This window comes from Ruegeria sp. AD6 (assembly GCF_056542325.1).
In genome coordinates this window covers 90,142-113,388 of sequence record NZ_JBQFZQ010000006.1, presented here as the reverse complement: position 1 = coordinate 113,388, position 23,247 = coordinate 90,142, and the positions used below count along the sequence as shown (strand labels likewise).

25 protein-coding genes and 1 tRNA gene are annotated in these 23,247 nt (G+C 57.5%); 15 read left to right on the top strand and 11 right to left on the bottom strand.

Translation table 11 applies throughout. The features are described 5' to 3' along the window. Nucleotides 1-50: 50 nt before the first annotated feature. Complete coding sequence (locus tag ACR0KJ_RS13780; protein WP_480626938.1) at nt 51-932, bottom strand: HNH endonuclease; 882 nt, start codon at nt 930-932, stop codon at nt 51-53. 958 nt (nt 933-1,890) lie between these two features. Next, on the bottom strand, nt 1,891-2,451 hold the full coding sequence (locus ACR0KJ_RS13775) for a recombinase family protein (protein WP_480626937.1): 561 nt from the start codon (nt 2,449-2,451) through the stop codon (nt 1,891-1,893). Between the two features lie 419 nt (nt 2,452-2,870). Here ACR0KJ_RS13775 and ACR0KJ_RS13770 point away from each other — a divergent pair, with 419 nt between their 5' ends. Then, the gene (locus ACR0KJ_RS13770) at nt 2,871-3,917 is read left to right on the top strand and encodes a DUF262 domain-containing protein (protein ID WP_480626936.1); all 1,047 of its coding nucleotides are present in this window, start codon (nt 2,871-2,873) and stop codon (nt 3,915-3,917) included. Between the two features lies 1 nt (nt 3,918). Then, nucleotides 3,919-4,521: a hypothetical protein gene (locus ACR0KJ_RS13765; protein WP_480626935.1), complete on the top strand. Its 603-nt coding sequence runs from the start codon at nt 3,919-3,921 to the stop codon at nt 4,519-4,521. Here ACR0KJ_RS13765 and ACR0KJ_RS13760 read toward each other — a convergent pair. The 3 genes from ACR0KJ_RS13760 to ACR0KJ_RS13750 form a co-directional block, all read right to left on the bottom strand. Then, the gene (locus ACR0KJ_RS13760) at nt 4,518-6,065 is read right to left on the bottom strand and encodes a site-specific integrase (protein ID WP_480626934.1); all 1,548 of its coding nucleotides are present in this window, start codon (nt 6,063-6,065) and stop codon (nt 4,518-4,520) included. The genes ACR0KJ_RS13765 and ACR0KJ_RS13760 overlap by 4 nt on opposite strands. 282 nt (nt 6,066-6,347) lie before the next feature. Then, a tRNA-Ala gene (locus ACR0KJ_RS13755) sits at nt 6,348-6,423 on the bottom strand. Nucleotides 6,424-6,559: 136 nt separating this feature from the next. Further along, on the bottom strand, nt 6,560-6,886 hold the full coding sequence (locus tag ACR0KJ_RS13750; protein ID WP_480626933.1) for a TIGR02300 family protein: 327 nt from the start codon (nt 6,884-6,886) through the stop codon (nt 6,560-6,562). A 100-nt stretch (nt 6,887-6,986) separates the two neighbouring features. On the opposite strand from ACR0KJ_RS13750, the gene ACR0KJ_RS13745 reads away from it, so the two are divergent. The 3 genes from ACR0KJ_RS13745 to ACR0KJ_RS13735 all read left to right on the top strand — a co-directional run bounded on the left by ACR0KJ_RS13745 (nt 6,987) and on the right by ACR0KJ_RS13735 (nt 9,603). Beyond that, a complete protein-coding gene (locus ACR0KJ_RS13745) occupies nt 6,987-7,673 on the top strand; it encodes a M48 family metallopeptidase (RefSeq protein WP_480626932.1) in 687 nt (228 codons plus the stop codon). Between the two features lie 39 nt (nt 7,674-7,712). Continuing rightward, nucleotides 7,713-8,360: a GntR family transcriptional regulator gene (locus ACR0KJ_RS13740; RefSeq protein WP_480626931.1), complete on the top strand. Its 648-nt coding sequence runs from the start codon at nt 7,713-7,715 to the stop codon at nt 8,358-8,360. Between the two features lie 112 nt (nt 8,361-8,472). Beyond that, entirely contained in the window at nt 8,473-9,603 is a 1,131-nt protein-coding gene (locus ACR0KJ_RS13735; protein WP_170454825.1) for a lytic murein transglycosylase, read from the top strand. A gap of 4 nt (nt 9,604-9,607) precedes the next feature. Here the strand turns inward: ACR0KJ_RS13735 and ACR0KJ_RS13730 are convergent, their stop codons facing one another. Next, on the bottom strand, nt 9,608-10,570 hold the full coding sequence (locus ACR0KJ_RS13730) for an acetyl-CoA carboxylase carboxyltransferase subunit alpha (RefSeq protein ID WP_170454823.1): 963 nt from the start codon (nt 10,568-10,570) through the stop codon (nt 9,608-9,610). Between the two features lie 120 nt (nt 10,571-10,690). Here ACR0KJ_RS13730 and ACR0KJ_RS13725 point away from each other — a divergent pair, with 120 nt between their 5' ends. After that, a complete protein-coding gene (locus ACR0KJ_RS13725) occupies nt 10,691-11,524 on the top strand; it encodes an AraC family transcriptional regulator (RefSeq protein ID WP_480626984.1) in 834 nt (277 codons plus the stop codon). Here the strand turns inward: ACR0KJ_RS13725 and ACR0KJ_RS13720 are convergent, their stop codons facing one another. Next, nucleotides 11,525-12,121, bottom strand: a complete 597-nt coding sequence (locus tag ACR0KJ_RS13720; protein WP_480626930.1) for a LysE family translocator — start codon at nt 12,119-12,121, stop codon at nt 11,525-11,527. Nucleotides 12,122-12,194: 73 nt separating this feature from the next. On the opposite strand from ACR0KJ_RS13720, the gene ACR0KJ_RS13715 reads away from it, so the two are divergent. Continuing rightward, nucleotides 12,195-12,647 carry an Lrp/AsnC family transcriptional regulator gene (locus ACR0KJ_RS13715; protein ID WP_170454816.1) on the top strand — a complete coding sequence of 151 codons (453 nt, stop codon included), beginning with the start codon at nt 12,195-12,197 and terminating at the stop codon, nt 12,645-12,647. A 117-nt stretch (nt 12,648-12,764) separates the two neighbouring features. Next, nucleotides 12,765-13,343, top strand: coding sequence for a PA14 domain-containing protein (locus tag ACR0KJ_RS13710; protein ID WP_170454814.1), 579 nt, complete (start codon nt 12,765-12,767; stop codon nt 13,341-13,343). Between the two features lie 36 nt (nt 13,344-13,379). Here the strand turns inward: ACR0KJ_RS13710 and ACR0KJ_RS13705 are convergent, their stop codons facing one another. Beyond that, a complete protein-coding gene (locus ACR0KJ_RS13705; RefSeq protein WP_170454812.1) occupies nt 13,380-14,342 on the bottom strand; it encodes an L-malyl-CoA/beta-methylmalyl-CoA lyase in 963 nt (320 codons plus the stop codon). Nucleotides 14,343-14,637: 295 nt separating this feature from the next. Between ACR0KJ_RS13705 and dgcN the strand changes: the two genes are divergently transcribed. From dgcN to ACR0KJ_RS13690, 3 genes are all read left to right on the top strand, one after another. Continuing rightward, on the top strand, nt 14,638-15,639 hold the full coding sequence (gene dgcN, locus ACR0KJ_RS13700) for an N-acetyltransferase DgcN (protein WP_170520096.1): 1,002 nt from the start codon (nt 14,638-14,640) through the stop codon (nt 15,637-15,639). A gap of 76 nt (nt 15,640-15,715) precedes the next feature. Next, on the top strand, nt 15,716-16,681 hold the full coding sequence (gene dgcA / locus ACR0KJ_RS13695) for an N-acetyl-D-Glu racemase DgcA (protein ID WP_170520099.1): 966 nt from the start codon (nt 15,716-15,718) through the stop codon (nt 16,679-16,681). Nucleotides 16,682-16,691: 10 nt separating this feature from the next. Beyond that, nucleotides 16,692-17,552, top strand: coding sequence for a D-amino-acid transaminase (locus tag ACR0KJ_RS13690; RefSeq protein WP_170520102.1), 861 nt, complete (start codon nt 16,692-16,694; stop codon nt 17,550-17,552). A 45-nt stretch (nt 17,553-17,597) separates the two neighbouring features. Here the strand turns inward: ACR0KJ_RS13690 and ACR0KJ_RS13685 are convergent, their stop codons facing one another. From ACR0KJ_RS13685 to ACR0KJ_RS13675, 3 genes are all read right to left on the bottom strand, one after another. Beyond that, a complete protein-coding gene (locus ACR0KJ_RS13685) occupies nt 17,598-17,912 on the bottom strand; it encodes a DUF1244 domain-containing protein (RefSeq protein WP_170520105.1) in 315 nt (104 codons plus the stop codon). A 78-nt stretch (nt 17,913-17,990) separates the two neighbouring features. Then, nucleotides 17,991-18,230, bottom strand: coding sequence for a DUF6868 family protein (locus tag ACR0KJ_RS13680; protein ID WP_170520108.1), 240 nt, complete (start codon nt 18,228-18,230; stop codon nt 17,991-17,993). A gap of 69 nt (nt 18,231-18,299) precedes the next feature. After that, nucleotides 18,300-19,037, bottom strand: a complete 738-nt coding sequence (locus tag ACR0KJ_RS13675; protein WP_170520113.1) for an N-formylglutamate amidohydrolase — start codon at nt 19,035-19,037, stop codon at nt 18,300-18,302. 128 nt (nt 19,038-19,165) lie between these two features. On the opposite strand from ACR0KJ_RS13675, the gene pyk reads away from it, so the two are divergent. The 4 genes from pyk to rpmI all read left to right on the top strand — a co-directional run bounded on the left by pyk (nt 19,166) and on the right by rpmI (nt 23,238). Then, nucleotides 19,166-20,611 (top strand): pyruvate kinase, encoded by a 1,446-nt coding sequence (pyk, locus tag ACR0KJ_RS13670; RefSeq protein WP_480626929.1) that lies wholly within the window; start codon nt 19,166-19,168, stop codon nt 20,609-20,611. A 244-nt stretch (nt 20,612-20,855) separates the two neighbouring features. Further along, entirely contained in the window at nt 20,856-21,293 is a 438-nt protein-coding gene (locus ACR0KJ_RS13665) for a universal stress protein (RefSeq protein ID WP_170454796.1), read from the top strand. A gap of 11 nt (nt 21,294-21,304) precedes the next feature. Beyond that, a complete protein-coding gene (locus ACR0KJ_RS13660) occupies nt 21,305-22,855 on the top strand; it encodes an alanine/glycine:cation symporter family protein (protein WP_170520119.1) in 1,551 nt (516 codons plus the stop codon). Between the two features lie 182 nt (nt 22,856-23,037). Further along, a complete protein-coding gene (rpmI, locus tag ACR0KJ_RS13655; RefSeq protein ID WP_010443552.1) occupies nt 23,038-23,238 on the top strand; it encodes a 50S ribosomal protein L35 in 201 nt (66 codons plus the stop codon). The last annotated feature ends 9 nt before the right edge of the window (nt 23,239-23,247 follow it).

Below are 23,247 nucleotides of genomic sequence, written 5' to 3'. Positions count from 1 at the left end.
AAACGCAACTTCTGTCCCTTGCTGCCGTTACATTGTCTACTTTGTGCAATTTACCCGGTTTCAACTTGAGGGCTGAACCAATCCTCTCCGATGTCAAGTCGATGAGTGTAAACAACTGGCGATAGTTTTAGGCCAATCTTCGGAAACTTGACCCGATAAGCTAAAAGGCCAAAAAGACGAACCTGAAACTGTGCGACGTCATAGTTGCCCTCAAAAGCAATCCCATGAAAAGCATCGGGTTTGTCAGCCCACCTGCAATCCAGCATCTCTTTCGCCAATTCCAGATCCTGATCCTGCAGGACCTGTCTAAGCGAATTGAAGGCTGGGTCATAAATCGCGCCGCCTATGAGAAGCGCTGCAAATTCATATGCGGTATTCAACGGAACGAGGGGGCTTAGCGAGGGCTCGGTATATGTTGGTGTTGAGGGATGGCCTTCCCATTTTTTGATACGTAAGCCTTGGGCAATTTCGACTTCCTGTCCTGTAGGGGCGTGTTCCCAACGTTTTATCGCTTCATCAATTTCCGACGCTGTGCCACCTTTCTTTTGAACGCGTGACTTTATCTGGTTTGGAGTGTCTGCTTCTGGGACCACGAGAGAACCGTCTTCCAGACTAAATGTCCCTGTCTTGCCATCTTTTCGCAGCCTCGCCTGTGCAGTCAGGCCGCCAAACTGACTTTGGTATTCCGCACCGCGTTCGAGCTTTTCTTCCAATTGAGCTAGGTCTGTGCCAAGTCCCGATGCTGCTTTGCGGAGTTCTGGTGCAAGTCGAGCCGCTGCTTCAAACGTGGAACCAAATCGGCTGTTACAGCCGCGACAAATAATACGGGATGTCAGGATACCACCTAGGCTATCCGGTATCACGTGTTCGAGGGTCAGTTTTTTCGATGCTAGGCAAACGATGCACCGTGAATGCTCCCAGTCTATTCTCATTCTTCGTCCTCGAAGTTGAACGTACTTTGACCGAAGGAGGAAAATGTAGGCAATGCACCCTGTAGGCGCATTGGTATCGCCTGTGCGATACGCTGCTTTCAGGGTTAGCTACGTTCGCTTATCAGTCAAGAAGCCGTTCGCCAGTATCCGGTATAGCTCGTTTATGTTGACAGCCCGAGATGCACTTTGCAGTCGATAAATGCGTTCAACGCCGCCCAGCACAATTTCCGATAGAAGGTCCCTCAATTGTGATACCCGGTGTATCGAACGAGTTGGTGTTAGCATTGCTGTTCTGTACCCGGTGTAGTCTCTTCAATTTGGTTGCTAGACTACTTATTCTGTTGTGTCTTTAATCGCAAAATTCGACTGGACACAATGATAAATAGTTTTGCAAACAAATAGATATACTGTTCTAGTTGGATGTATATACCAAGTATACTAGTCTTCATGCTGATACTGGGTAACCATCCAGCGCACTATGCATATGGGTGTATAATATTGTTATTGGTATGATGTTTTGTGTATATACATATCCTATACAATACTAGGTATCTACAAATGATGAGTATCTAGAGTACATACATACAGTGTGTAATCTATGTAGAGCCATTGATATACTATATGTATACACACACTAACTCGGCTAGTTAGGTATAATACAGTGTAAATACTATAGATGCTATCTACTGATGTATATACAATAAATATACTATACAGGCATTGTTGCTATCATCGGATCATATCTAATCTGTAACCTTGCAGAGGCAGACAGATGACATATTCGAAAAAATGTATCTGTTTGCTTCTTCCTTCATTAGAGGGAGGGCTTAGTAGTCATCGGGCCGTACCCGGTCAAATTGCCGAGCTGCAAAGAAGATAGATGACCCGGCACGAGCGCACATCTGTTCAGTTTCAGATTGGCACCTGTCCAGCCCGCCATCATCTGGCGTAGCAGCGGTTAGCTTTGGTCTGCATTTAGTATCCGGTACACCGACGCGCGGCTTATACCGAGGTCTTGAGCGATCTTGGTAGCGCCGATGCCTTCGCCTGCCAGTGCAAGCACCCGGCCCGACTTTGCTAATGCGGTTGGTTTGCGCCCTTTGTACTTTCCGGCAGCTTTGGCCTTGGCAATTCCTTCGCGCTGTCGTTCCAGCATAATCTCACGTTCAAACTCGGCCACGCTTCCAAGCAGGTTCAACATCAGCTTGCCTTGGGCCGTAGAAGTGTCGAGATTTAACCCCAATATCGTTAGGTGTGCGCCAACGGCGTCAAGCTGGCTGCGAATATCCATCAGGTGAGCCATAGAGCGTGCCAGACGGTCCAGTTTGGTGACTACTAGGTGATCACCCTCCCTGATGAAGTTGAGCGCCTCTGTGAGCTTCTCACGCGCCCTCACATCCACTGAGGATACCTGTTCGGTGAATACCTTCTCGCACCTGGCCTTTTCCAGCTCCCGTAGTTGAGCATCAAGCCCAGCCGTCTGATCTAAAGTGGAAGTCCTAGCATAGCCAACAAGCATGATCTGTTCCGTCTCTCAAAATCTTAGATATTGAGATACATACTGTCTCAAAAGTTAAAGTCAATATATGTGAGACACAATTTGCGTATGTGCCAGTTGTGTCGCTGGGGCAGGGTTCAATGGAACAGGATTGCCAATGGCCCACGACCAACCATCTCTGCCGCCCACCCCTATGGGGGAAACTAAGGCACTAGGTGCTATAGATGCGGGCTCGAAAAAGTTTGTCAGTTTTTCAGATATGGTCACAGTTCATGGTGCGCATGTTTAGACAGGAACGCGGGATTAACGACCTGAGACAACTAAAAATTTTAGAGGTATGGCAAGCCTGACCCAAGGCCCCGCTGCGCGCAACTCGGATAAAACCAACCGTGCGTAATTCGCCTCTGGTAAGGCACGAATAGGTCAGCTAGGAATTTAGCATGCTTGAACAGTTTAGAATTTCCGACTTCATTGAATGGCACAATGAGAAGAAGTTGCTCCTAAATCCGGAGTTTCAGAGAGGCAGTGTTTGGGTTCCTGCGGCGCGGGTGTTTCTCATTGATACTGTCCTGCGCGAGTTGCCCGTTCCAAAGATTTATCTCCGCACAAAGATTGATGTGGATCGACAAGTGTCGGTGAGAGAAGTTGTTGACGGGCAGCAGCGTCTTAAGGCGATCCTTGACTTTGCATCGGACAAAATTCGCCTTACTAGCCGAGCCGGTGAGTTCGAAGGCTATACATACTCCACTTTGCCTGAAGAGCAGAAGAGCACTTTTCTTGAGTATCCGCTTGCTGTGGAACAACTATTGAATGCGGATGATGACTTTGTGCTTGAGGTTTTCTCGCGTCTCAATTCCTACAACGTGACACTCAACCCGGCAGAACGACGTCATGCCAAGTACCAAGGAAAGTTCAAGTGGAAAGTCAGACAGCTTTCAAAGGAATGGTCCGGACTTTGGACGAATTACGGGCTAATGAGCACCCGCCAAAGAGTTCGTATGGAAGACGACGTAACCATGGCACAGTTGCTGATGATCGCTGTGGATGGCTTGCAAGACGGTGGGTCTGACAAAATTGATAAATACTATAAGGCCAACGACGACGACTACCCTGACGCAGATCGGGCATGCGAAATAGCAAACGAAGTGTTGACCGTTTTCACCAACCAGATTGGGGAGGTTATCAAGAGCACTAGGCTGGCGACGACGCCCCAATTCTTGGTTCTTTACGCGGCGCTCGCGCACCGCCTTGTCGGCATTCCACAGGGTGACATTGATGGGGAAATGCCCCTGCCGAGAATGGGCTTAGGAGATACTCAGACAATTGAGGCAAACCTAACGAACCTCGCAGCCGCTTTGGAAGCTGAACAACCGCCAGCGAAGTTCGCGTCGTTTGTCACACGATCAACTTCTTCGACACAACGGATTGCTTCAAGACAAGTGCGCTTTAGGTCCTTTTACGATGCTCTAGGGGACCAGCCGATCTAAGATGCTCTCGCAGAACCTTCAGCGGTTTCAAAAGCACACCGAAAAGCTCAGGAGGGCGTATCATGAAGCGGGACAACCGCCGTATACGTCAAATCCGGTCTTACAGCAGGCAAGCCGGCAAATGATTGTCGTTCGGCTGCAAGACTATTGGAGCCAGTTTGTTCGTTCTCTAATCGTGTTATCTGCCTCCGGAAAAGCCACGACGCTCGGTGGCTCTGGAATTTCCAACACGCAGTCTCTCACTAGTTTTGGAATGGTGGAAAGCTGGCTAAACGGGCACAAACGTGGAAGTCGCGAACCGGATTGGCATGTTAGCCATGTGTCGCTTCGGCTCGCCAAGCAGCTTGGTATTAGCAACTTACACAGCATTAGCGCAGCACTGGGGAGCACCAACTCTCCCGAGCAAAATGTGCGTACCTATAGAAACTACATAGTACATCGCAATCAAGATACTGCATCACGTCTTCGTACCAGCATCCGCAACCAAGGGCTTCGCCCTACACAACTTCACACATTGCCAGATGAGTACGTCACAGGCGGTGTTAAGCTGATTGATGAGTGGGTGCAGAACTTTCAGTTAATTGCCAAGGTTGCGTCCAACTAAGACGTTGAAGGGCACATTTGCCTGTGCTTACCTATGTGGTCCAGCGACAAGCCGGTAAATTCAACTTTGGCGATGGCTTCATGCAGAACTGATACAGGCAATTTACCATCGCCGTAGCGTCCTGCCATACCGGGCAATGCATGTCCTAAAAGAATGTCATTGATATCGGGGTTAACCCCTGCATGGCGGCAGGCGTCTTTGAAGTTGTGACGGAATGAGTGGAAGGAAGTCTTTTTCGTCTTCGCTCCTATCGCATCGATGTAGCGGCTAAAGTCTTTACTGGCCTGTTCTGAGTGATAACCCACAGCCCCAACTTTTAGGTCTGGGAATACTCTTCTTTGGTCTGCATCCCGCTGTGCCTGAACAAAGCGCAAAAAGCCAAGGCGCACCAGCTCGGGATGTATGGGAACTATCCTGCTCTTGCCGAATTTAACGCGTTGGTCCTCGTCCCCCTCTTGGACCCGGATAAAAGGTATGCCGTCTTGCTGGTCGATATCGTCAACACTCAACTGGCACAATTCGTTCAGCCGTGCGCCTGTCCATAGGCCCAGTAGCGGAAGCCAATACCAGCGCGTGTCGCTTAGATCGGTATCTCCGGGGATGGTGCGGAACCGCCTCGATTTGCACCCTGTGTAAAGGGGACTGTTGAAGATGTTTTGCAGTTGCTCTTTGGTGAACGGGTCGTGTTGGTTTCTGGCGTTGTTGTTGTCAGCTATCTTCATCGGCCCAAAGATGTCTGCGACCTCCTCGTCCAACTGTTTGTCAGCCCACTTCCATATCCCTTGCAGCCTTCCCAAGGCCTTGTTGACGGTACTTACGGATAGCGTTGGTAGACCGTGTTCTTTAGCTGCTTGTATGGCTTCTCTAGGCGTTAGGCCTATCGTTTGCGGTAGTTTATTCCTGTTGCTTGGAAGCTCAATTAGGACATTCTTGAAGTCGCGTGCGTCCGGTTTTTTGTAGTCTAGAACCGGACGGTCGCCTTGCAATTCTATGAAGAGGTCTGTCCAAGCCTGATAATCGTTCAGCAACTTGGCTGACCATTGGCCTGTCTGTTCCGCCTCAGCTTTTCTATCAGCGAACAGGACTGACAGGAGCGGGCTGGAGAGCGCCTCTGGAGGCTTCTTTTCAACTTTGGTGGCGATACTGCCGGAAGTGGGTTCCGGGCTCACTGCGGCACTCACAGCCGCGCTGGGCGGCACACTGAAATCGTATGTCTCGAAGGTCTTGTCCTGCTCCAGCATTGCTTCATGAAACCCGATCCAAGCCTTCCGAATTTCGTCAAGAATTGCCCATTGGGTTTTGGCAGGTTGCTTTTGGGGAACACCAGATGCGTCGCAAAAAGATTGGTATTGCTGGGTTGCGTAGCCCTTCTGCATCATGCCCCAGAAGTCTTCGTTGTCCGCCTCATGTAGACGGATGGTGTCGACGATACGCTCTCTCTCTAGTTCGGTGTAGGGGCCAAGTTCATTTCTACGCGCCTTTGCCTTCTTTAGTACTTCCGTGAAGTGCTCATGCACTTTTGTGCGCAGTTCGCCGTGGTTCATGCCCGATACTTCTATGTGCTTTGTTATTGTGTCGCCGCACACTGCAAGACGCCGTGCCAGAGTGCCAGCCTCTTTAGGGCATCTCGTACGCAAAGACACCCGAATGGTCCTACGTGTGGTGCTTGGTCTAGTGTGGGGTTTCGGTCTTGTGTCGGGCAGTGGCCAACGAAAGTAGTAGATGCCATGTCTGGACAGTGAGAGATACGCATGCAGCTTCATTTTGTGTCACACCTGTGTGTCACACCGCTCTAATGCTTGCTATCTAGTTGTATTGTTAGGTTTTGGTGGAGCCTAGGGGAGTCGAACCCCTGACCTCTTGCATGCCATGCAAGCGCTCTCCCAACTGAGCTAAGGCCCCATCCGGGTACTGCCGAAGCAGTGGGCGGACGTTTATGAGACGACGGCGGGGAGTGCAAGTCCAAAAATGGAATTGTGCAAAAACTTTCCGTCGCCATCCGCACAAAGAACCAAGGCGGCCCAGGGCCGCCTTAAGATCAGTTTTCGTCTTCTGATGACATGTCCTTGATGTCGTCCAGCGAGACGTCATCGTTGCTGTCGTCATCATCGTCCAGCAGATCGTCGTCCAGATCCACGTCGACATTGTCGTCGTCATCCAGAACCATATCGTCCTCGGATGCGTTTTCGCGTGCTTTCGCGGTCGCTGCGTCCTCGGCATCGGCGGCAATCATCCGGCTTTTGCCGGTTTCAAGCTCCACGATCTCGCCCGTGTAGGGGCTGACGATCGGGTCCTTGTTCAGGTCGTAAAATCGCTTACCGGTGGTTGGGCAAACGCGCTTTACGCCCCATTCTTCCTTGGGCATGTCAAATCCCCTTGATATCAGGTGAGTCGTCTAAAAGATTCAGTTCACCTGCCACAGGCGGCGGGCACTGTCAAAGCCTTTGCGCAGAAGAGGACGGGATATGGGAGAGCACGCTTTGCCGGGAACGCCGCCGGTGCCGCTGACGCTGCGCAGATCGACGCGGGCGCGGCGGATCAGCCTGCGGATTTCCCAATTGGACGGGCGGGTTACCCTGACTTATCCGCAAGGCGTGCCCGAGGCCGAAGCGTTGAGTTTCGCGCGCAGCAAAGAGGAATGGATCCGGCAACATCTGTCAGGCCAACCCGATCTGGAACAGGTGCGTCTGGGCAGTGTGATCTGGATCGAAGGCACCGAGCGTCGAATCGTGCCCGCGCCGGGGCGGCGGGTGGTGCTGAGCGCAGATGCAGTGGCCGTGCCTGACGGGGCCGAGGGGCGGCGACTGGCCCGGTTTCTGAAAGAGCTTGCGCGGGATCGGCTGAGTGGGGCCTGCGACGATTACGCCGCCATTCTGGGGCGCTCGTACACCAGTCTGACGCTGCGGGATACGCGATCCCGCTGGGGGTCGTGCAGTTCGCATGGCGGGTTGATGTTTTCCTGGCGCCTGATCCTCGCGCCGTCCGAAGTTCTGCACTATGTCGCCGCGCATGAGGTGGCGCATTTGGCCGAGATGAACCATTCGCCCGCCTTCTGGGCGCAGGTCGAACGTATTTTTGGCCCCTATGATGCCCCGCGCCGGTGGTTGCGTGAAAACGGAGCGATGCTGCACAGATACCGCTTTGACGCGTAGCCGAGTTGACCCCACAGGTTTTTGTGATCACATGAGACCATGTTAGCTACACGCCCGACCGACTCGCATATCGCAACCCATGACCGGGTGTATCGCACTCTGCGGTCCCGTATCCTGCACGGAGAGATCGCCCCCGGCGAGGCGCTGACCTTGCGTGGGATCGGCAAGGAGTTCGATGTCTCGATGACGCCTGCGCGCGAGGCGGTGCGCCGTCTGGCGGCGGAAGGGGCGTTGTTTCTGTCCTCATCGGGGCGGGTTTCGACGCCGGAACTGACGAATGACCGGATCGAGGAACTGGCTGCATTGCGCGCCTTGCTTGAGGTGGAACTGGCCAGCCGCGCCCTGCCGCGTGCCCATATCGCGCTGATCGACCGGTTGCAGAGCATCAACATGACCGTCGCCGAAATGGTGACCAAGCGCGACGCCGTGGGCTATATCCGGTCGAACCTGGAGTTTCACCGGACGCTGTATCTGCGCGCGCAGGCCCCCGCGATGTTGGCCATGGCCGAGACGGTCTGGCTGCAACTTGGCCCCACCATGCGGTCCTTGTACGGGCGGCTTCGGCGCACCGAGCCGCCGCATTATCACAAGCTGATCATCGCCGCGCTGAAGGCCGGGGACGAGCCGGGGTTGCGCCTTGCCGTGCGGTCGGACGTGACGCAGGGGCTGCGGTTGCTGGTTGCTTAAGCGGCGAACCGCCGAAGCGTCGATTTGGCGGCAGCCACTCTCGGTCGTTCTGGTTTGCGCGTCCGGTCTGCGCTAGGCTGAGGCAAATCACAAACAAGAGCAGATTTCAGTCATGATCAATCGACGGAGCTTTTCCATTGGCCTTGGCGCGGCAATATTGGCCGGGTGCAGCGACGAGGGCGCGCCATCCCGTGCGCGTGCGTCGCGTATGCAGTCGGTGCCGAATGCGGGCTATGATGCCTGGGTGGCCAATTTCAAATCCCGAGCCGCGTCGCAGGGGATTTCCCAGACGACCATAAATCGGGCCTTTCAGGGTGCGGGCTATTTGCCCGGCGTGATCGAGCGCGACCGCAATCAAGTGGAATTCAAACGCTCGCTTGAGGACTACTTGGCCATCGCCGCCTCGGACGAACGCATCAGCACCGGGCGGCAGATGTTGCAGCGGTACAATGGGACGCTGTCGCAGATCGAGGCGCAATACGGTGTCGACAAAGAGGTTGTCGTGGCCGTCTGGGGTTTGGAAAGCCGATACGGCGCGCGGCGCGGCGACGTGCCGGTGATTTCGGCCACGTCCACCTTGGCGTATGAGGGGCGGCGCGGAGAATTTTTCGAAAAGCAACTGGTCGCAGCCCTGAAGATCATTCAGGAGGGCGACACCTCGCCCGCCAACATGACCGGCAGCTGGGCCGGGGCGATGGGGCATACGCAGTTCATCCCAACCTCGTATCTGGCCTATGCGGTGGATTTCACCGGCGACGGTCGGCGCGATATCTGGTCCGAGGATCCAACGGATTCTTTGGCCTCGACGGCGGCCTATTTATCCCGTGCCGGTTGGGTGCGCGGCCAACCTTGGGGCGGCGAGGTCGGCACCGTGTCGGGTACACCGGTTGCTGTGCTGCAACCGCAGGTGCCGGGGCCGCGCATCGCCGTGTTCCGCAATTTCAATGTCATCAAGCGGTACAACAACTCGGACAGCTATGCGATTGGCGTGGGGCACCTGTCGGACCGGATTGCCGGAGGCGCTCCGTTTCAGGCCTCATTCGGGCCAGATGCCACGGGTCTGACGCTGGAGGACCGCAAAGACCTGCAGCGCCGCCTGACCTCGGCCGGGTATGACACGCAGGGCGCGGACGGGGTGATCGGGAACAACACCAAATCCGCCATCAGCGGCTATCAACGCGCCAACGGCCTGCCTGTGACCGGCGAGGCATCGGTTGACCTACTGCGTCGTTTGGGCGGTTGACGGTTTACGCCGCCAGCCCTTTCGACCCGATATCCAGGAATTTCTGACGGCGGTCCTTGATCAGGGCCGCTGCATCTTTGCCGTCCAGCTCTTTCAGCATGGCGGCGATGGCTTCGCGCACCGATTCAACCGCCTCGGGGCGACCGCGATGGGCCCCGCCTTTGGGCTCGGGGATGATCCGGTCGCAGACACCCAGCTTGTGCAGGTCCTGCGCTGTCAGGCGCAGCGCCTCGGCGGCTTCGCGCATCTTCTCGGCGTCTTTCCACAGGATCGAGGCGCAGCCTTCGGGTGAGATCACCGAATAGACCGAATGTTCCAGCATCGCGACACGGTTGGCGGTCGCAAAGGCCACAGCCCCGCCGGACCCACCTTCGCCGATAATGACCGATACTAGCGGCACACCGATTTTCAGACACATTTCGGTCGAACGCGCGATGGCCTCGGACTGGCCGCGTTCCTCGGCGCCTTTGCCGGGATAGGCGCCCGCCGTGTCGATCAGGGTGATCACTGGCAGACCAAACCGTCCGGCCATCTCCATCAGGCGCACGGCCTTGCGATAGCCTTCGGGCCGGGCCATGCCGAAATTCCGTTCGATCCGCGATTTGGTGTCGCTGCCCTTTTCATGGCCGATCACCATCACCGGCTGGTCGTTGAACCGGGCCAGCCCGCCGATCACCGCCAGATCGTCGGCAAAGTTCCGGTCGCCCGCCAGCGGCGTGAATTCGGTGAACAGCTCTTTGACATAGTCCTGGCAATGGGGCCGTTCGGGGTGGCGCGCCACCTGACATTTCCGCCACGGGGTCAGATCGGCATACAGTTCATCCAGCAGCTTGGCGGCCTTGGCGTCCAGCGCGGCGGCTTCTTCGCTCACGTCCATTTCTTCATTGGCACGGGCCAATGCGCGCAGCTCTTCAGCTTTGCCTTCGATCTCGGCCAGTGGTTTTTCGAAATCCAGATACTGGGTCATGACGCCTCTCAACGCGGAAGTTCCCTGCTATATGACCTGACGTCGCCCCGGATGCAACTCAGCAAGATTTGTGGGCCGTGAATATGCAAGCTGAGGAAAGCAATGAGAAGAAAGATGCCGATGGCAACCAGCTACGAAGACCGGGTTCTGCGCGTGCTGAGCTATATCCACGACAACCCTGCCGGAGATCTGTCACTGGACGCGCTGGCCGATGTCGCCGCCATGTCCCGGTTTCACTGGCACCGCGTGTTTCGCGCCCTGACCGGCGAGACCTGCGCGCAGGCTGTACGCCGCCTGCGGCTGCACCGCGCGGCGACGCTGTTGGTGCGAACCGACACACCGGTGGCCCAGGTCGCGGCAACCGTTGGCTATCCCAACCCAAGCTCATTTGCGCGGGCCTTTTCCGAGGCCTATGGCAGCAGCCCCGGTGCCTTTCGCAAGGCGGGGCAGTTTCTGCCGGCTCATCCCAACTTTAGAACCGGAGGATACCCGATGCATCCCGTGACAACCCGTACCGAACCCGCCCGCCGTGTGATCGCGCTGCCCCACAAGGGGGCCTATTCCGAAATCGGCAAGAGTTTCGAGGCCTTTGGTGCCTTGTGCGAATCCCGCCAGCTCTGGCCGCAGATCGGCCCGGTTCTGGCGCTGTATCTCGACAGCCCCGAGGACGTGCCCGAGGATCAGTTGCGCAGCTATGCCGGGGCTGAATTCCGGGGCGATGAGACGCCCCAAGGCATGGAGGACATGCAAATCGCTGGCGGGAAGACTGCGGTGCTAACCTACAAAGGCCCCTATTCAGGTATCGAGGCCGCCTATCACAGCCTGTTCGGCAACTGGTTGCCCGAATCCGGCGAAGAGCCTGCGGATCAGCCATGCTATGAAATCTACCTCAACGATCCGCGCGAAACCCCGCCCGAAGAGTTGCTGACCGAGATCTGTCTTCCCTTAAAGTGATCAGCTTGGCCACAGGACCGGATACAGCGAGGCGACCAGCAGTGCTGCCATGGTCCAATTGAAAACCAGCAACCGGCGCGGATTCGTCAGGAACCGCGCCATTTGCTGGCCCAGCAGGGTCCAGGTGCTGACCGACGGTAAATTGACCGCGCCGAACACCAGCGCGACGACAACGATCACGTTCAGTGTCTGATCCGGCGCATAGGCTGTGGTCGCGGTCAGTGCCATGGCCCAGGCTTTCGGGTTGACCCACTGAAACGCGGCGGCCTGCAGGAACGTCATTGGAGTGCCCACTTCGGCCTTTCCACCGGCGGGCGCGGCGTGTGCGATTTTCCAGGCCAGATACAGCAGATACGCCACCGAGGCGACTTTCAGCACCGTGTAGCTGGCCGGGTATTGGTTGAACAACTGCACCAGCCCCGCGCCGACAAGCAGGACCATGAAGGTAAAGCCAAGCCCGATTCCCAACATATGCGGGATCGAGCGGCGAAAGCCGAAATTGGCCCCTGACGCCATCAGCATCAGGTTATTCGGCCCCGGAGTGATCGAGGACACGAAGGCAAACACAATCAGGGCCAGAAGGATGTCGTAAGTCATGGCCCGAATATTTGCGCCAAAAGTGGCAAATGAAATTGCGTTTTGGTGCGCTTCTTGTTTATTTTCACAATTAATGACGAAGATGGATCAGATAAACCGCGATATATTGCGTGAGCTGACCGCAGATGGGCGGATCAGCAATCTGGAACTGGCGGATCGCGTGGGCCTGTCCCCCTCTGCCTGTCTGCGCCGGGTGCAGGAATTGGAAAGGGCAGGAGTGATCACCGGTTACCGCGCCGTTTTGGACCCCGTCGCGCTGGGCAAGGGGTTTGTGGCCTATATCGGCGTTGGGCTGGGCGAACATACCAAGGCCGCGCAGGAAGGGTTTGAACGGGCCTTGCAGCGCGCGCCCGAAGTGGTCGAATGCCACAACATCACCGGCACGATCGAATACCTGCTGCGCGTCGAATGCGCCGACCTTCCATCCTATAAGACCTTCCATACCGATGTGCTGGGAACGCTGCCCCATGTCACCTCGATCACGTCCTATGTGGTTATGGGGTCGCCCAAGGATTTGCGGGCCTGAGCGGCCACATTGTGAAGATTCACGCTCTTGCAGGGTAAAAATTCACATCCTAGTGTGACGTTAATGATGCCGTAGACCAAAATACCAAACAAACGCGGCGCACACAGGGAGATGATGATGAAACTCTTTCGTACAGGTGCGATTGCGGCAGCCGCCGTTTTGATCGCCGGGGCTGCTCTGGCGGCGCCGCTGAAACTGCAGCCTGCAAGCCCTCAGCCCAGTCCAAAGGCAGGGCTGGACGTCAAATACGCGTGGGAGGGGAACCCGCCGCGCAAAATCCAGAACCTGTCCAAAGTGGACTTTTTGCTGAAGAAGGCAAAGCCCGGTCAACCTTTGCGGGGATTGGACTATCGCGATACCTCCGAAGGCGATCCGGTTCTGACGTTCAACGAAGCCTATAACGTGGCGGCTGAAGTATCGGGCTACATCCGGTTCGACTCACCGGGTGTGTATGAACTGGAAACCTGGTCGAATGACGGCATCGACGCCTGGGTTGGCGGGCAACAGATCGGTTACGTCAACGGGCGTCAGGGCTGTGAGGCCAACCAAAGAACAGCGGTCGAGGTCCCACAAGCCGGGTGGTATCCGCTGAAGATCAAGTATTTCCAGAAATACGGCACATCCTGCCTGATGATGAAGTGGGGCAAGCAGGGTGATCGGTTCACCTGGACGCCAAACAACGTGTTTGGCCGGTAAAAAAAGGCGCCAGATCTGGCGCCTTTTTCAGTCTGGTCAGCCGTTGGCCGCGATCAGCTCGGCCTGTGCCACGATGACTTCGGCCTGTTTGATTGAAGCGATGTCGACAAGACGGCCTTTGTAAACTGTGGCCCCTTCGCCATTGGCCTTGGCCTGTTCCATCGCGGCCAGAATCTCGCGCGCTTCCGAGACGGCTTCATCCGACGGGGTGAAGACCTGATTGGCCAAAGCGATCTGTTTGGGGTGGATCGCCCATTTGCCAACCATACCCAGCGTGGCCGAGCGTTTGGCCTGCGCGATATAGCCTTCGTCATCCGAGAAATCGCCGAACGGCCCGTCTACCGGCAGAACGCCGTGCGTGCGGCAGGCGGCGACGATGGCGGCCTGCGCCCAGTGCCACGGATCGGACCAGTGCTTTTCACCCTCGCGCAGCATGTAATAGTTTTCCTGCGTTCCGCCGATGCCAGTGGTCTGCATCCCCATCGAGGCTGCAAAATCCGCAGCACCAAGGCTCATGGCTTGCATACGGGGCGAGGACGCGGCGATTTCTTCGACATGGGCGATACCTGCAGCGGATTCGATAATCACTTCGAACGAGATCGGCTTGGTCCGGCCCTTGGCGCGCTCGATAGCAGTAACCAGCGCGTCCACGGCGTAGACATCTGCCGCGCAACCGACCTTGGGGATCATGATCTGGTCCAGCCGGTCGCCCGCCTGTTCCAGAACGTCAACGACATCGCGGTACCAATAGGGTGTGTCCAGCCCGTTGATCCGCACCGACATATACTTACCACCCCAGTCGATGGTGTTCAACGCTTCGATGACATTTGCGCGGGCGGCGTCCTTGTCAGATGGGGCAACCGAGTCCTCGAGGTCCAGATTGATCACGTCTGCGGCCGATGCTGCCATCTTGGGGAACAGCTTGGTGTTCGATCCGGGGCCGAACAATTGGCAGCGATTGGGGCGGGCCGGGGCGGCGGGTTGAATGCGGAAACTCATCGGGGCCTCTTGTGGGTAAGGAAATTGCGATTTTTCTCTCGATTGAGGTATTAAATTACGTAGATCAGCGCAAGCGGGATTGTGCGCCTGCGGCAATGCGCGTGCAGAAATCGCAGTTTCGACTGCGAAGTAAGGGTGATTAAAGTTTAATCAGTTTGAAAACTTCGAATATTTTTGCGTGCCTAGCAAACATTGCGCATAAACCTCGCGTGCTGTGCGGGGTTAGTCGGTGAAAACGCGAAGCGCTCGTATTGGCGCTTGTCTACTTTGCGTCGGAATCAAAGGAGTGACCGCAATGATCGAGACACCGTACCTGCTGTTTTTGGGCGATGCGCCCGACCAACTGGCCGCCAAAGTTGCAATCGGAATCCGGGACTGGCGTCCCGAGAACGCCGTTGGCCAATTGCGGATGGACGGCTGCAAGGCCGACCTGGGCATGACCGACATGACGCTGGAAGAAGGCAAGGCCGCCGGTGCCAAGACCCTGGTTATTGGTGTTGCGAACCGTGGCGGCGTGATCAGCCAGGCCTGGAAAGAGGTTCTGATCGCTGCGCTGGAAATGGGTTACGATCTGGCGTCGGGTCTGCACAACCTGCTGCGGGACGAGGGCGATCTGGTCGCGGCGGCGCAGACCCACGGCGGCACATTGCACGACGTTCGTGTACCGACCGTTGGATACCCGATCGCAAATGGCAAAAAGCGCAGCGGCAAGCGTTGCCTTGCCGTCGGAACCGACTGTTCCGCCGGTAAGATGTACACCGCCATGTCCATGGACGCCGAAATGCGCAACCGTGGCATGAAGTCGACATTCCGCGCCACTGGTCAGACCGGTATTCTGATCACTGGTCAGGGCGTGCCTCTGGACGCCGTCGTTGCAGACTTCATGGCAGGCTCGGTGGAATATCTGACGCCCGAGAATGATGAGGATCACTGGGATCACATCGAAGGGCAGGGGTCCTTGTTCCATGTCTCGTATTCCGGCGTCACCATGGCGCTGATCCACGGTGGTCAGCCGGATGCCCTGATCCTGTGCCATGAACCCACCCGGACGCATATGCGTGGTCTGCCCGAGTATTCCTTGCCGACGCTGCCGCAGCTGCGCGATACCGCATTGCCGCTGGCACGGGTTGCAAACCCGGACTGTCAGGTGGTCGGCGTGTCGATCAACACCCAGCACCTGAGCGAGGATGAAGCGAAGGCCTATATCGCCAAGGTTGAGGCCGAGATGGGCCTGCCCGCGACCGACCCGTACCGTTTTGGTGCCGGTAAACTGGTGGACGCGCTGGCCGCGCTGTGATCTGAACGGCGCGCCGGAGGCGGGTGTTGATCCGCCTCCGGCGGCCGTATTTTGAACGAGAAGAAGGAGCGTGCGCGTGCAGATTGACGTCTCTCGTGATGTTTTCCGGCTGGCGCAGGTGTTCACCATCTCGCGCGGGTCGCGGACCGAGGCAAAGGTGCTGACGGTACGGCTGTCGGATGGGGCGCATGAAGGCTGGGGCGAATGTGTGCCCTATGCGCGCTATGACGAGACGCTCGAGTCCGTTGAGGCCGAGATCGCCGGGTTGCCTGCGGAGTTCACGCGTCAGGCGCTGATGGATCTGCTGCCTGCGGGTGCGGCCCGGAACGCGGTGGATTGCGCGCTGTGGGATCTTGAGGCCAAGCGAGCGGGCAAACGCGCCTGGGATCTGGCCGGATTGCCGGTGCCGGGGGCTGAAATCACCGCTTATACCCTGTCGCTGGACACGCCCGAGGCGATGCAGAAGCAGGCGGCCGAGAATGCGCATCGCCCGTTGTTGAAGATCAAGCTGGGCACCCCGGACGACATGCCCCGGCTGGAAGCCGTGCGCGCGGGCGCGCCGGATGCCAAGATCATCGTGGATGCGAATGAAGGCTGGTCTGCCGAGGTTTACGCCGATCTGGCACCGCATCTGGTGCGTCTGGGTGTGGCGCTGGTCGAGCAGCCTCTGCCCGCCGGTGACGACGACGCGCTGATCGGCATGGAGCGCCCGGTGCCTGTCTGTGCCGATGAATCCTGCCATGACCGGACCAGCCTGCCCAAGCTGAAGGGCAAGTATGATGTGGTCAACATCAAGCTCGACAAGACCGGCGGTCTGACCGAGGCGCTGGCCCTGCGGGAAGCGGCGCTGGCCGAGGGTTATCGCGCGATGGTTGGCTGCATGGTTGGCAGTTCACTGGCGATGGCCCCTGCGACCTTGTTGGCGCAGGGCGCGATGGTAACGGACCTTGACGGCCCGCTGTTGTTGGCCGAAGACCGCGCGACACCGCTGACATTTGATGATGCCGGAGTGCACCCGCCCATGGCGGCACTTTGGGGCTAAGGAGAGATACATGACTCGCACCGTTTACGTGAATGGCGAATACCTGCCCGAGACCGAAGCCAAGGTTTCGATCTTTGACCGTGGTTATCTGTTTGCGGACGCCGTTTACGAAGTGACCAGCATTCTGGACGGCAAGCTGATCGATTTCGAGGGCCACGCCGTGCGCCTCAAGCGGTCCTTGGATGAGCTGGAGATGGCCGAGCCGTGCTCCAAGGAAGAGCTGCTGGAAATTCACCGCAAGCTGGTTGAATTGAACGGCATCGAGGAAGGTCTGGTTTACCTGCAGGTCAGCCGGGGTTCGGATGGCGACCGTGATTTTGTGTTCCCGTCGGCGGATACCAAACCCAGCCTCGTTCTGTTCACGCAGAACAAGCCGGGTCTGGCGGATAGCCCGGCGGCCAAGAAAGGTGCCAAGATCATCTCGATTGATGACCTGCGCTGGGGTCGTCGTGACATCAAGACCGTGCAGCTGCTCTACCCGTCGATGGGCAAGATGATGGCCAAGAAAGCGGGCTGCGACGATGCATGGCTGATCGAGGATGGCTATGTGACCGAAGGCACCAGCAACAACGCCTTTTTCGTCAAGAACGGCAAGATTGTCACCCGCCCGCTGTCGAACGACATCCTGCACGGCATCACCCGCAAGGCCGTGCTGCGTATGGCGGCTGAGGCGCAGATGGAAATCGAAGAGCGTCTGTTCACCATCGACGAGGCCAAAGAGGCGGACGAAGCCTTCACCACCTCGGCCAGCGCCTTTGTCATGCCGGTGATCGAGATTGACGGCGTCACTCTGGGCGACGGGACGCCCGGCCCGGTCGCCAAGCGTCTGCGCGAGATTTATCTGGACGAAAGCCGTAAAGCGGCGATCTAAAGAAAAGGCCCGCCAATCCGGCGGGCCTTATTCGTTTCGGGGGCGTCAGCCTTTCTTGGTGACGTTTTCCTCAAAGGCGACCTTGAAGGCGGCCTGTTTTTCGGGGCTGGCCTCGGTCTGGTAGTTGGCCTTCCACTCATCCATGGTCATGCCATAGAAAATCTGGCGCGCTTCGTCCTTGCTCATCTCGATGCCCTTTTCATTGGCCGCTTCCTGATACCAGCGCGACAGGCAATTTCGGCAGAACCCGGCCAGGTTCATCATGTCGATGTTTTGTACGTCCGTGCGGTCTTCCATCAGGTGCTGCTGCAACCGGCGGAAGGCGGCGGCCTGAAGTTCGATTTCGGTTTGCTTGTCCATAAGTCTGGCTCCGGGTGGTTCTGGTGCGTGTCACACCTGACCTAGCGGTCCGGTGGGGATGTTTCAATAAACAGGATGTCAGACCAGTTTCAGGGCCAGCCACGGGATGATGCAGAAGATCAGGGTGAGGATCTTGTAATTGGCGAGATACCGGAAATACGCCTGTTTCACATCCGCGCGGTCCATCTGGAACATCCGACCGTGAATACAGGCGATCCAGTCCTGCATCAGGACGATCATCATGGTGGTGAACAACAGAATGGCGATATTCAGCACCGCCATCCAGCCAAAGAAGCTTGTCAGGAACTCTTGAGTCATGCCTGCCTCCTTTCCTTCATTATATGGGGAGGCAGGATCAGGAGTGGAATACCCGTTGAGGATCTGAGGCTAAAGGTCGCTTTCCTCCAGCGCGTCCGTCAGGACAACTGCCAGCCGCTCGGCCCATTCCCGTTGCCCGGCGTGATCTGCGATCAGATCATTGCGCAGCTCGATCAGGGCGTTGGGGCGGCCATGGGTTGTGCAATGCTTGTCTATCGCGTCACCGGGCAGGACCCCGGTATAGGGCTCGTTCACGCCGACGCACAGGTCGTCCTCGGCCCTTAACCGGTCAATCAAAGGACCCGCGAATCGCTCGTCCGGGGTGTGCAGCACGCCAATATGCCAGGGCCGTGGGTCGCGGCCACGCAGTTGGCGGGTGAAGGAATGCATCGACACGACAACCGCATGGGGCAGGGCGGCCAACCTCCCAAGTGCCTCGTGATATGGGCGGTAACACATGTTCAGGCGACGCTCGCGCTCGGCCGCATCGGCGTGGCGGTTGCCGGGAATGATCGTGCCGTCGTACAGCTTCATCAGCAGGGTCGGGTCATCCTCACCCCGGTTCGGATCGATCACCAGGCGCGAGAAATTGGCGGCGATCACCGGCGCATTCAGGATTTCGCCCAGATGTTTCGATACCTCATAGGCACCGACATCATAGGCGATGTGACGCTCCATATCTTCACGCGGCAGGCCGAGGTCGCCGTCACCCACATCGGGCGGAACGGTATTGGTTGCGTGGTCGCAGGTGATCAGCCAGCGGGACGGGCGATCCTCGCCGTGGATAAAGAACGGAGTGTACGTCATAAGCCTGTCATCAAGTTTGCCGCAGGTGTATGGCAGTTGCTTCGGAAAGGGAATTGCGCAATAAGCAGCCAAGGCAATGTTTGCGGTAACATTGCCCTAACACCGTGGGATTGAGGAGAGCAAGACCAATGCGACGCCTTAGAAATGTGAAAATTGTGGCGACGCTGGGACCGGCGTCCAACGACTATGATACCATTCGTGCCCTGCACGAGGCCGGGGCGGATGTGTTTCGCCTGAACATGAGCCACGGCAGCCATGACGAGATCCGCGAACGGCATCGCATTATCCGTCAGGTGGAAAAGGATCTGGACAGCCCGATTGCGATTCTGGCCGACTTGCAGGGCCCCAAACTGCGCGTCGGCGTATTTGCCAACGACGCTGAGGAACTGGAAGAGGGTGCCGCGTTCCGACTGGACCTTGACCCACAGGCCGGGGATGCGGCCCGTGTCTGCCTGCCGCACCCCGAAATTTTTGCCGCCCTCGAACCCGGTGCGCGGCTGCTGGTCAATGACGGAAAGATTCGCCTGATCGTCAATGATTGTGGGCAGGACTATGCCAATTGCACGGTTGAGATTGGTGGCAACATCTCGAACCGCAAAGGTGTGAACGTGCCTGACGTTGTGTTGCCGCTGGCCGCTTTGTCGGCCAAGGATCGCGACGATCTGGAATTTGTCTGCCAGCTGGGCGTCGATTGGCTGGCGCTGAGCTTTGTTCAGCGCGCCAAGGATGTGTTCGAGGCGCGCGCGCTGGCGGATGGCCGCGCCGCGATCCTGTCGAAGATCGAAAAGCCCGCCGCCGTGCAGGCCTTTGACGATATTCTGGATGCCTCGGACGGGATCATGGTCGCGCGTGGCGATCTGGGCGTGGAACTGCCGGTCTCGGCGGTGCCTCCGATCCAGAAACGTCTGGTGCGCAAGTGCCGCGGCGCTGCCAAGCCGGTCATCGTCGCCACTCAGATGCTGGAAAGCATGATCGAAAGCCCGATGCCCACCCGCGCCGAGGTTTCGGATGTGGCGACCGCGATCTATGAGGGGACGGACGCAATCATGCTGAGCGCGGAATCCGCCGCAGGCTCGTATCCGATCGAAGCGGTTCAGACCATGAACAAGGTCGCCATCGAGGTCGAGGCCGACCCGACCTATGTGCAGATCATTGCCGCCTCGCGCACGGCCAAGGGCACGACCGTTGCGGATGGCATTGTCGCAGCTGCCCGCGAAATCGCCGAGAAAACGGACATCAAGGCGATCTGCTGCTTTACCCAAAGTGGCACCACAGCCTCATTGACCGCGCGCGAGCGACCCGGTGTGCCGATCATTGCCATGACATCCCAAATGGGCACGGCGCGCAGGCTGTGCCTGAGCTGGGGCTGCAACTGCGTGATGACGCCCGAGTTGCAACGGTTCAAGGGGGCCGTGGTCAACGCCGCACGCGCCGCACGGGCCGGCGGGTTTGCAACGGAAAGCGACCAGATCGTCGTAACCGCCGGTGTGCCCTTTAACGTCCCCGGAACGACAAACATTCTGCGGGTTGCACCATGTGACGAACGGCTGATCTACAGCACCGATCCCGAATAAGCCCGATACAAATCAGCCCCTCAACCCGCCCCGCATCATGCCGGGCGGGCTTGTTTCACCACGCGAATATCGCTGATTTTTAAGCGAAATTTGACCGCTTGGGGCGAATTTTGCAGAATAGAATTCATTTTCTGATGGAAATTTCGGATAAAGACCCTGAGGGCAGTCAAATTCACAAGTTCCAAGTTCCGGCTGCTCTGCCGGGGGCACGGGCCCCGGATAACAACGAAAACGGAGGAACGAGATGACAGCGAAAATTGTCATAGGACTGGACGGGACAGAAACCGGAGAGCGCGCATTGGCCTTCGCCAAAGACCTGGCGGAACGGCTGAATACGTGCGAGCTTTTGGTCGCTTATGTGATCGAATGGTCCCCGTACACATTCCAAACCCCTGAAGAAAACGCACAACGCCACAAACGGCGCGAGGAAGAGGTCGAGCTGGCAACAACCCGCATCGTGACCCCTGCTGTGGACGCGTTGAATGCGGCCGGATTCCAGGCGCATGGCGTCGTGCGGCACGGAGACGTGGCCGAGACGCTGAACAAGATCACTGTCGAAAACGGCGGATCGCAGATTGTGGTTGGCCGCGCTTCGGCTGACGGCATCAAGAAGCGGCTGTTTGGCAGCGCCACGCAGAATCTGGTGATGCATGCCGACGTGCCAGTCACCGTTGTGAACTAAGGGGGTAGAAAATGAAAACCTTCAAATATCTCAGTCTTCTTGTCGTATCGATGCTGGTGGCAGGTGCGGCAACGGCCCAAGAGGCTCCGGGCCTGGACGACAAGATCAATCAGGCCTTCGCCGATGCGACCGGGCCGTTTGTCAGCTTTATCTTCGCGCCGTTCCCGGGAACCGGGTTCCCGTGGATCGTCGGCTGGCTGGTGGTCGCGGCGACCGTGTTCACGCTTTATTTTGCCTTTGTTCAGTTTCGGTTCTTCGGACACTCAATCAGCCTGGTCAAAGGCGACTATTCCGACCCAAACGATGCGGGTGAGGTCAGCCACTTTCAGGCTCTGGCCACAGCCCTGTCGGGCACGGTCGGTCTGGGCAACATTGCCGGTGTGGCCGTTGCCATTGGGATCGGCGGACCGGGCGCGACCTTCTGGATGATCGTCGCGGGCCTTTTGGGCATGGCGTCGAAATTCACCGAATGTACGCTGGGTGTAAAATACCGCAACGAATACGAAGACGGCACCGTTTCGGGTGGCCCGATGTACTATATGTCCAAGGGCTTTGCCGAACTGGGCCTGCCGGGTGGTAAGATTCTGGCGGTTTTGTTCTCGATCTTCTGTATCCTTGGCGCGCTGGGCGGGGGCAACATGTTCCAGGCCAATCAGGCGCATCAGCAGATTGCAGGCATCGTCGGGGACTATCCGGGCTGGATCACCGGTTTGGTCTTTGCGGCCATCGTTTTTGCGGTGATCGTGGGCGGCCTGAAATCCATCGCGCGCGTGACCGAAAAGGTCGTTCCCTTCATGGGTGTCATGTATGTGCTGGCCGCACTGGTCATCATCATCATGCACGCGGATCAGATCGGCTGGGCCTTTGGCCAGATCTTTGCTGGCGCCTTTACCGGCCTCGGTGTTGCCGGCGGCATGGTTGGCGCGCTGATTCAGGGCTTCCGCCGTGCGGCGTTCTCGAACGAAGCGGGCGTTGGTTCGGCTGCGATTGCACACTCGGCTGTGCGGACCAAGGAACCGATCACCGAAGGCTTCGTGTCGCTGCTTGAGCCTTTCATCGATACCGTTGTGATCTGTACCATGACGGCGCTGGTGATCATCATCACCCAGCAGCTGATCGTTGATCCGGCAACCGGAAACTACATGCTGAACGAGGCAGGCAATGCCATCGCAACCGTCGACGGCAACTCGGGCGTCAGCCTGACTTCGGCGGCCTTCGGCAGCGCGTTCAGCTGGTTCCCGTTCATCCTGGCGATTGCTGTGGTGCTGTTTGCCTTCTCGACCATGATCAGCTGGTCCTATTACGGCCTCAAGGCCTGGACCTATCTGTTCGGCGAAGGCCACACCAAGGAACTGGTGTTCAAGATCATCTTCTGCATCTTCGTGGTGATCGGTGCGGCGGCCAATCTTGGCCCGGTCATCGACTTCTCGGATGCGGCGATCTTTGCCATGGCGGTTGTGAACGTCTTTGCGCTGTACTTCCTGATGAAAGTGGTGCGTCAGGAACTGGCGTCCTACGCGGAACGTTTGAAAAGCGGCGAGATCCGCAAATTCGAACACTGACCCAAAGACCGGGGCGGCCTTTGTCGCCCCGGTACGTCGCCAGCCTGCGAAAATCGCAGATTCTGGGCCGAACCCCCTTGCCAGTATGACCGAACTTGCGTAAACGGCGCTTCTGATCGCGTGACCGGCCGAGATGGCATGCCGAGTCGCGTCTGAAACCGAACCCGAAAAAGGAGACGGAAATGCCTAAGATGAAGACCAAATCGAGCGCCAAGAAGCGCTTCAAGGTGACTGCGACCGGTAAGGTCCTTGCTGGCCAGGCCGGCAAACGGCACGGCATGATCAAGCGGACCAAGAAATTCATCCGCGACGCCCGTGGCAACACCACCCTGTCCGCCCCCGACGCCAAGATCGTCAAGGGCTACATGCCCTACGACCGCTAAGAGGAGATT

Bases quoted from the DNA above. Each gene is read 5' to 3' on its own strand.
- ACR0KJ_RS13780 (WP_480626938.1), bottom strand. From the start codon at position 932: ATGAGAATAGACTGGGAGCATTCACGGTGCATCGTTTGCCTAGCATCG.
- ACR0KJ_RS13775 (WP_480626937.1), bottom strand. From the start codon at position 2,451: ATGCTTGTTGGCTATGCTAGGACTTCCACTTTAGATCAGACGGCTGGG.
- ACR0KJ_RS13770 (WP_480626936.1), top strand. From the start codon at position 2,871: ATGCTTGAACAGTTTAGAATTTCCGACTTCATTGAATGGCACAATGAG.
- ACR0KJ_RS13765 (WP_480626935.1), top strand. From the start codon at position 3,919: ATGCTCTCGCAGAACCTTCAGCGGTTTCAAAAGCACACCGAAAAGCTC.
- ACR0KJ_RS13760 (WP_480626934.1), bottom strand. From the start codon at position 6,065: ATGAACCACGGCGAACTGCGCACAAAAGTGCATGAGCACTTCACGGAA.
- ACR0KJ_RS13750 (WP_480626933.1), bottom strand. From the start codon at position 6,886: ATGCCCAAGGAAGAATGGGGCGTAAAGCGCGTTTGCCCAACCACCGGT.
- ACR0KJ_RS13745 (WP_480626932.1), top strand. From the start codon at position 6,987: ATGGGAGAGCACGCTTTGCCGGGAACGCCGCCGGTGCCGCTGACGCTG.
- ACR0KJ_RS13740 (WP_480626931.1), top strand. From the start codon at position 7,713: ATGTTAGCTACACGCCCGACCGACTCGCATATCGCAACCCATGACCGG.
- ACR0KJ_RS13735 (WP_170454825.1), top strand. From the start codon at position 8,473: ATGATCAATCGACGGAGCTTTTCCATTGGCCTTGGCGCGGCAATATTG.
- ACR0KJ_RS13730 (WP_170454823.1), bottom strand. From the start codon at position 10,570: ATGACCCAGTATCTGGATTTCGAAAAACCACTGGCCGAGATCGAAGGC.
- ACR0KJ_RS13725 (WP_480626984.1), top strand. From the start codon at position 10,691: ATGGCAACCAGCTACGAAGACCGGGTTCTGCGCGTGCTGAGCTATATC.
- ACR0KJ_RS13720 (WP_480626930.1), bottom strand. From the start codon at position 12,121: ATGACTTACGACATCCTTCTGGCCCTGATTGTGTTTGCCTTCGTGTCC.
- ACR0KJ_RS13715 (WP_170454816.1), top strand. From the start codon at position 12,195: ATGACGAAGATGGATCAGATAAACCGCGATATATTGCGTGAGCTGACC.
- ACR0KJ_RS13710 (WP_170454814.1), top strand. From the start codon at position 12,765: ATGAAACTCTTTCGTACAGGTGCGATTGCGGCAGCCGCCGTTTTGATC.
- ACR0KJ_RS13705 (WP_170454812.1), bottom strand. From the start codon at position 14,342: ATGAGTTTCCGCATTCAACCCGCCGCCCCGGCCCGCCCCAATCGCTGC.
- dgcN (WP_170520096.1), top strand. From the start codon at position 14,638: ATGATCGAGACACCGTACCTGCTGTTTTTGGGCGATGCGCCCGACCAA.
- ACR0KJ_RS13690 (WP_170520102.1), top strand. From the start codon at position 16,692: ATGACTCGCACCGTTTACGTGAATGGCGAATACCTGCCCGAGACCGAA.
- ACR0KJ_RS13685 (WP_170520105.1), bottom strand. From the start codon at position 17,912: ATGGACAAGCAAACCGAAATCGAACTTCAGGCCGCCGCCTTCCGCCGG.
- ACR0KJ_RS13680 (WP_170520108.1), bottom strand. From the start codon at position 18,230: ATGACTCAAGAGTTCCTGACAAGCTTCTTTGGCTGGATGGCGGTGCTG.
- ACR0KJ_RS13675 (WP_170520113.1), bottom strand. From the start codon at position 19,037: ATGACGTACACTCCGTTCTTTATCCACGGCGAGGATCGCCCGTCCCGC.
- pyk (WP_480626929.1), top strand. From the start codon at position 19,166: ATGCGACGCCTTAGAAATGTGAAAATTGTGGCGACGCTGGGACCGGCG.
- ACR0KJ_RS13665 (WP_170454796.1), top strand. From the start codon at position 20,856: ATGACAGCGAAAATTGTCATAGGACTGGACGGGACAGAAACCGGAGAG.
- ACR0KJ_RS13660 (WP_170520119.1), top strand. From the start codon at position 21,305: ATGAAAACCTTCAAATATCTCAGTCTTCTTGTCGTATCGATGCTGGTG.
- rpmI (WP_010443552.1), top strand. From the start codon at position 23,038: ATGCCTAAGATGAAGACCAAATCGAGCGCCAAGAAGCGCTTCAAGGTG.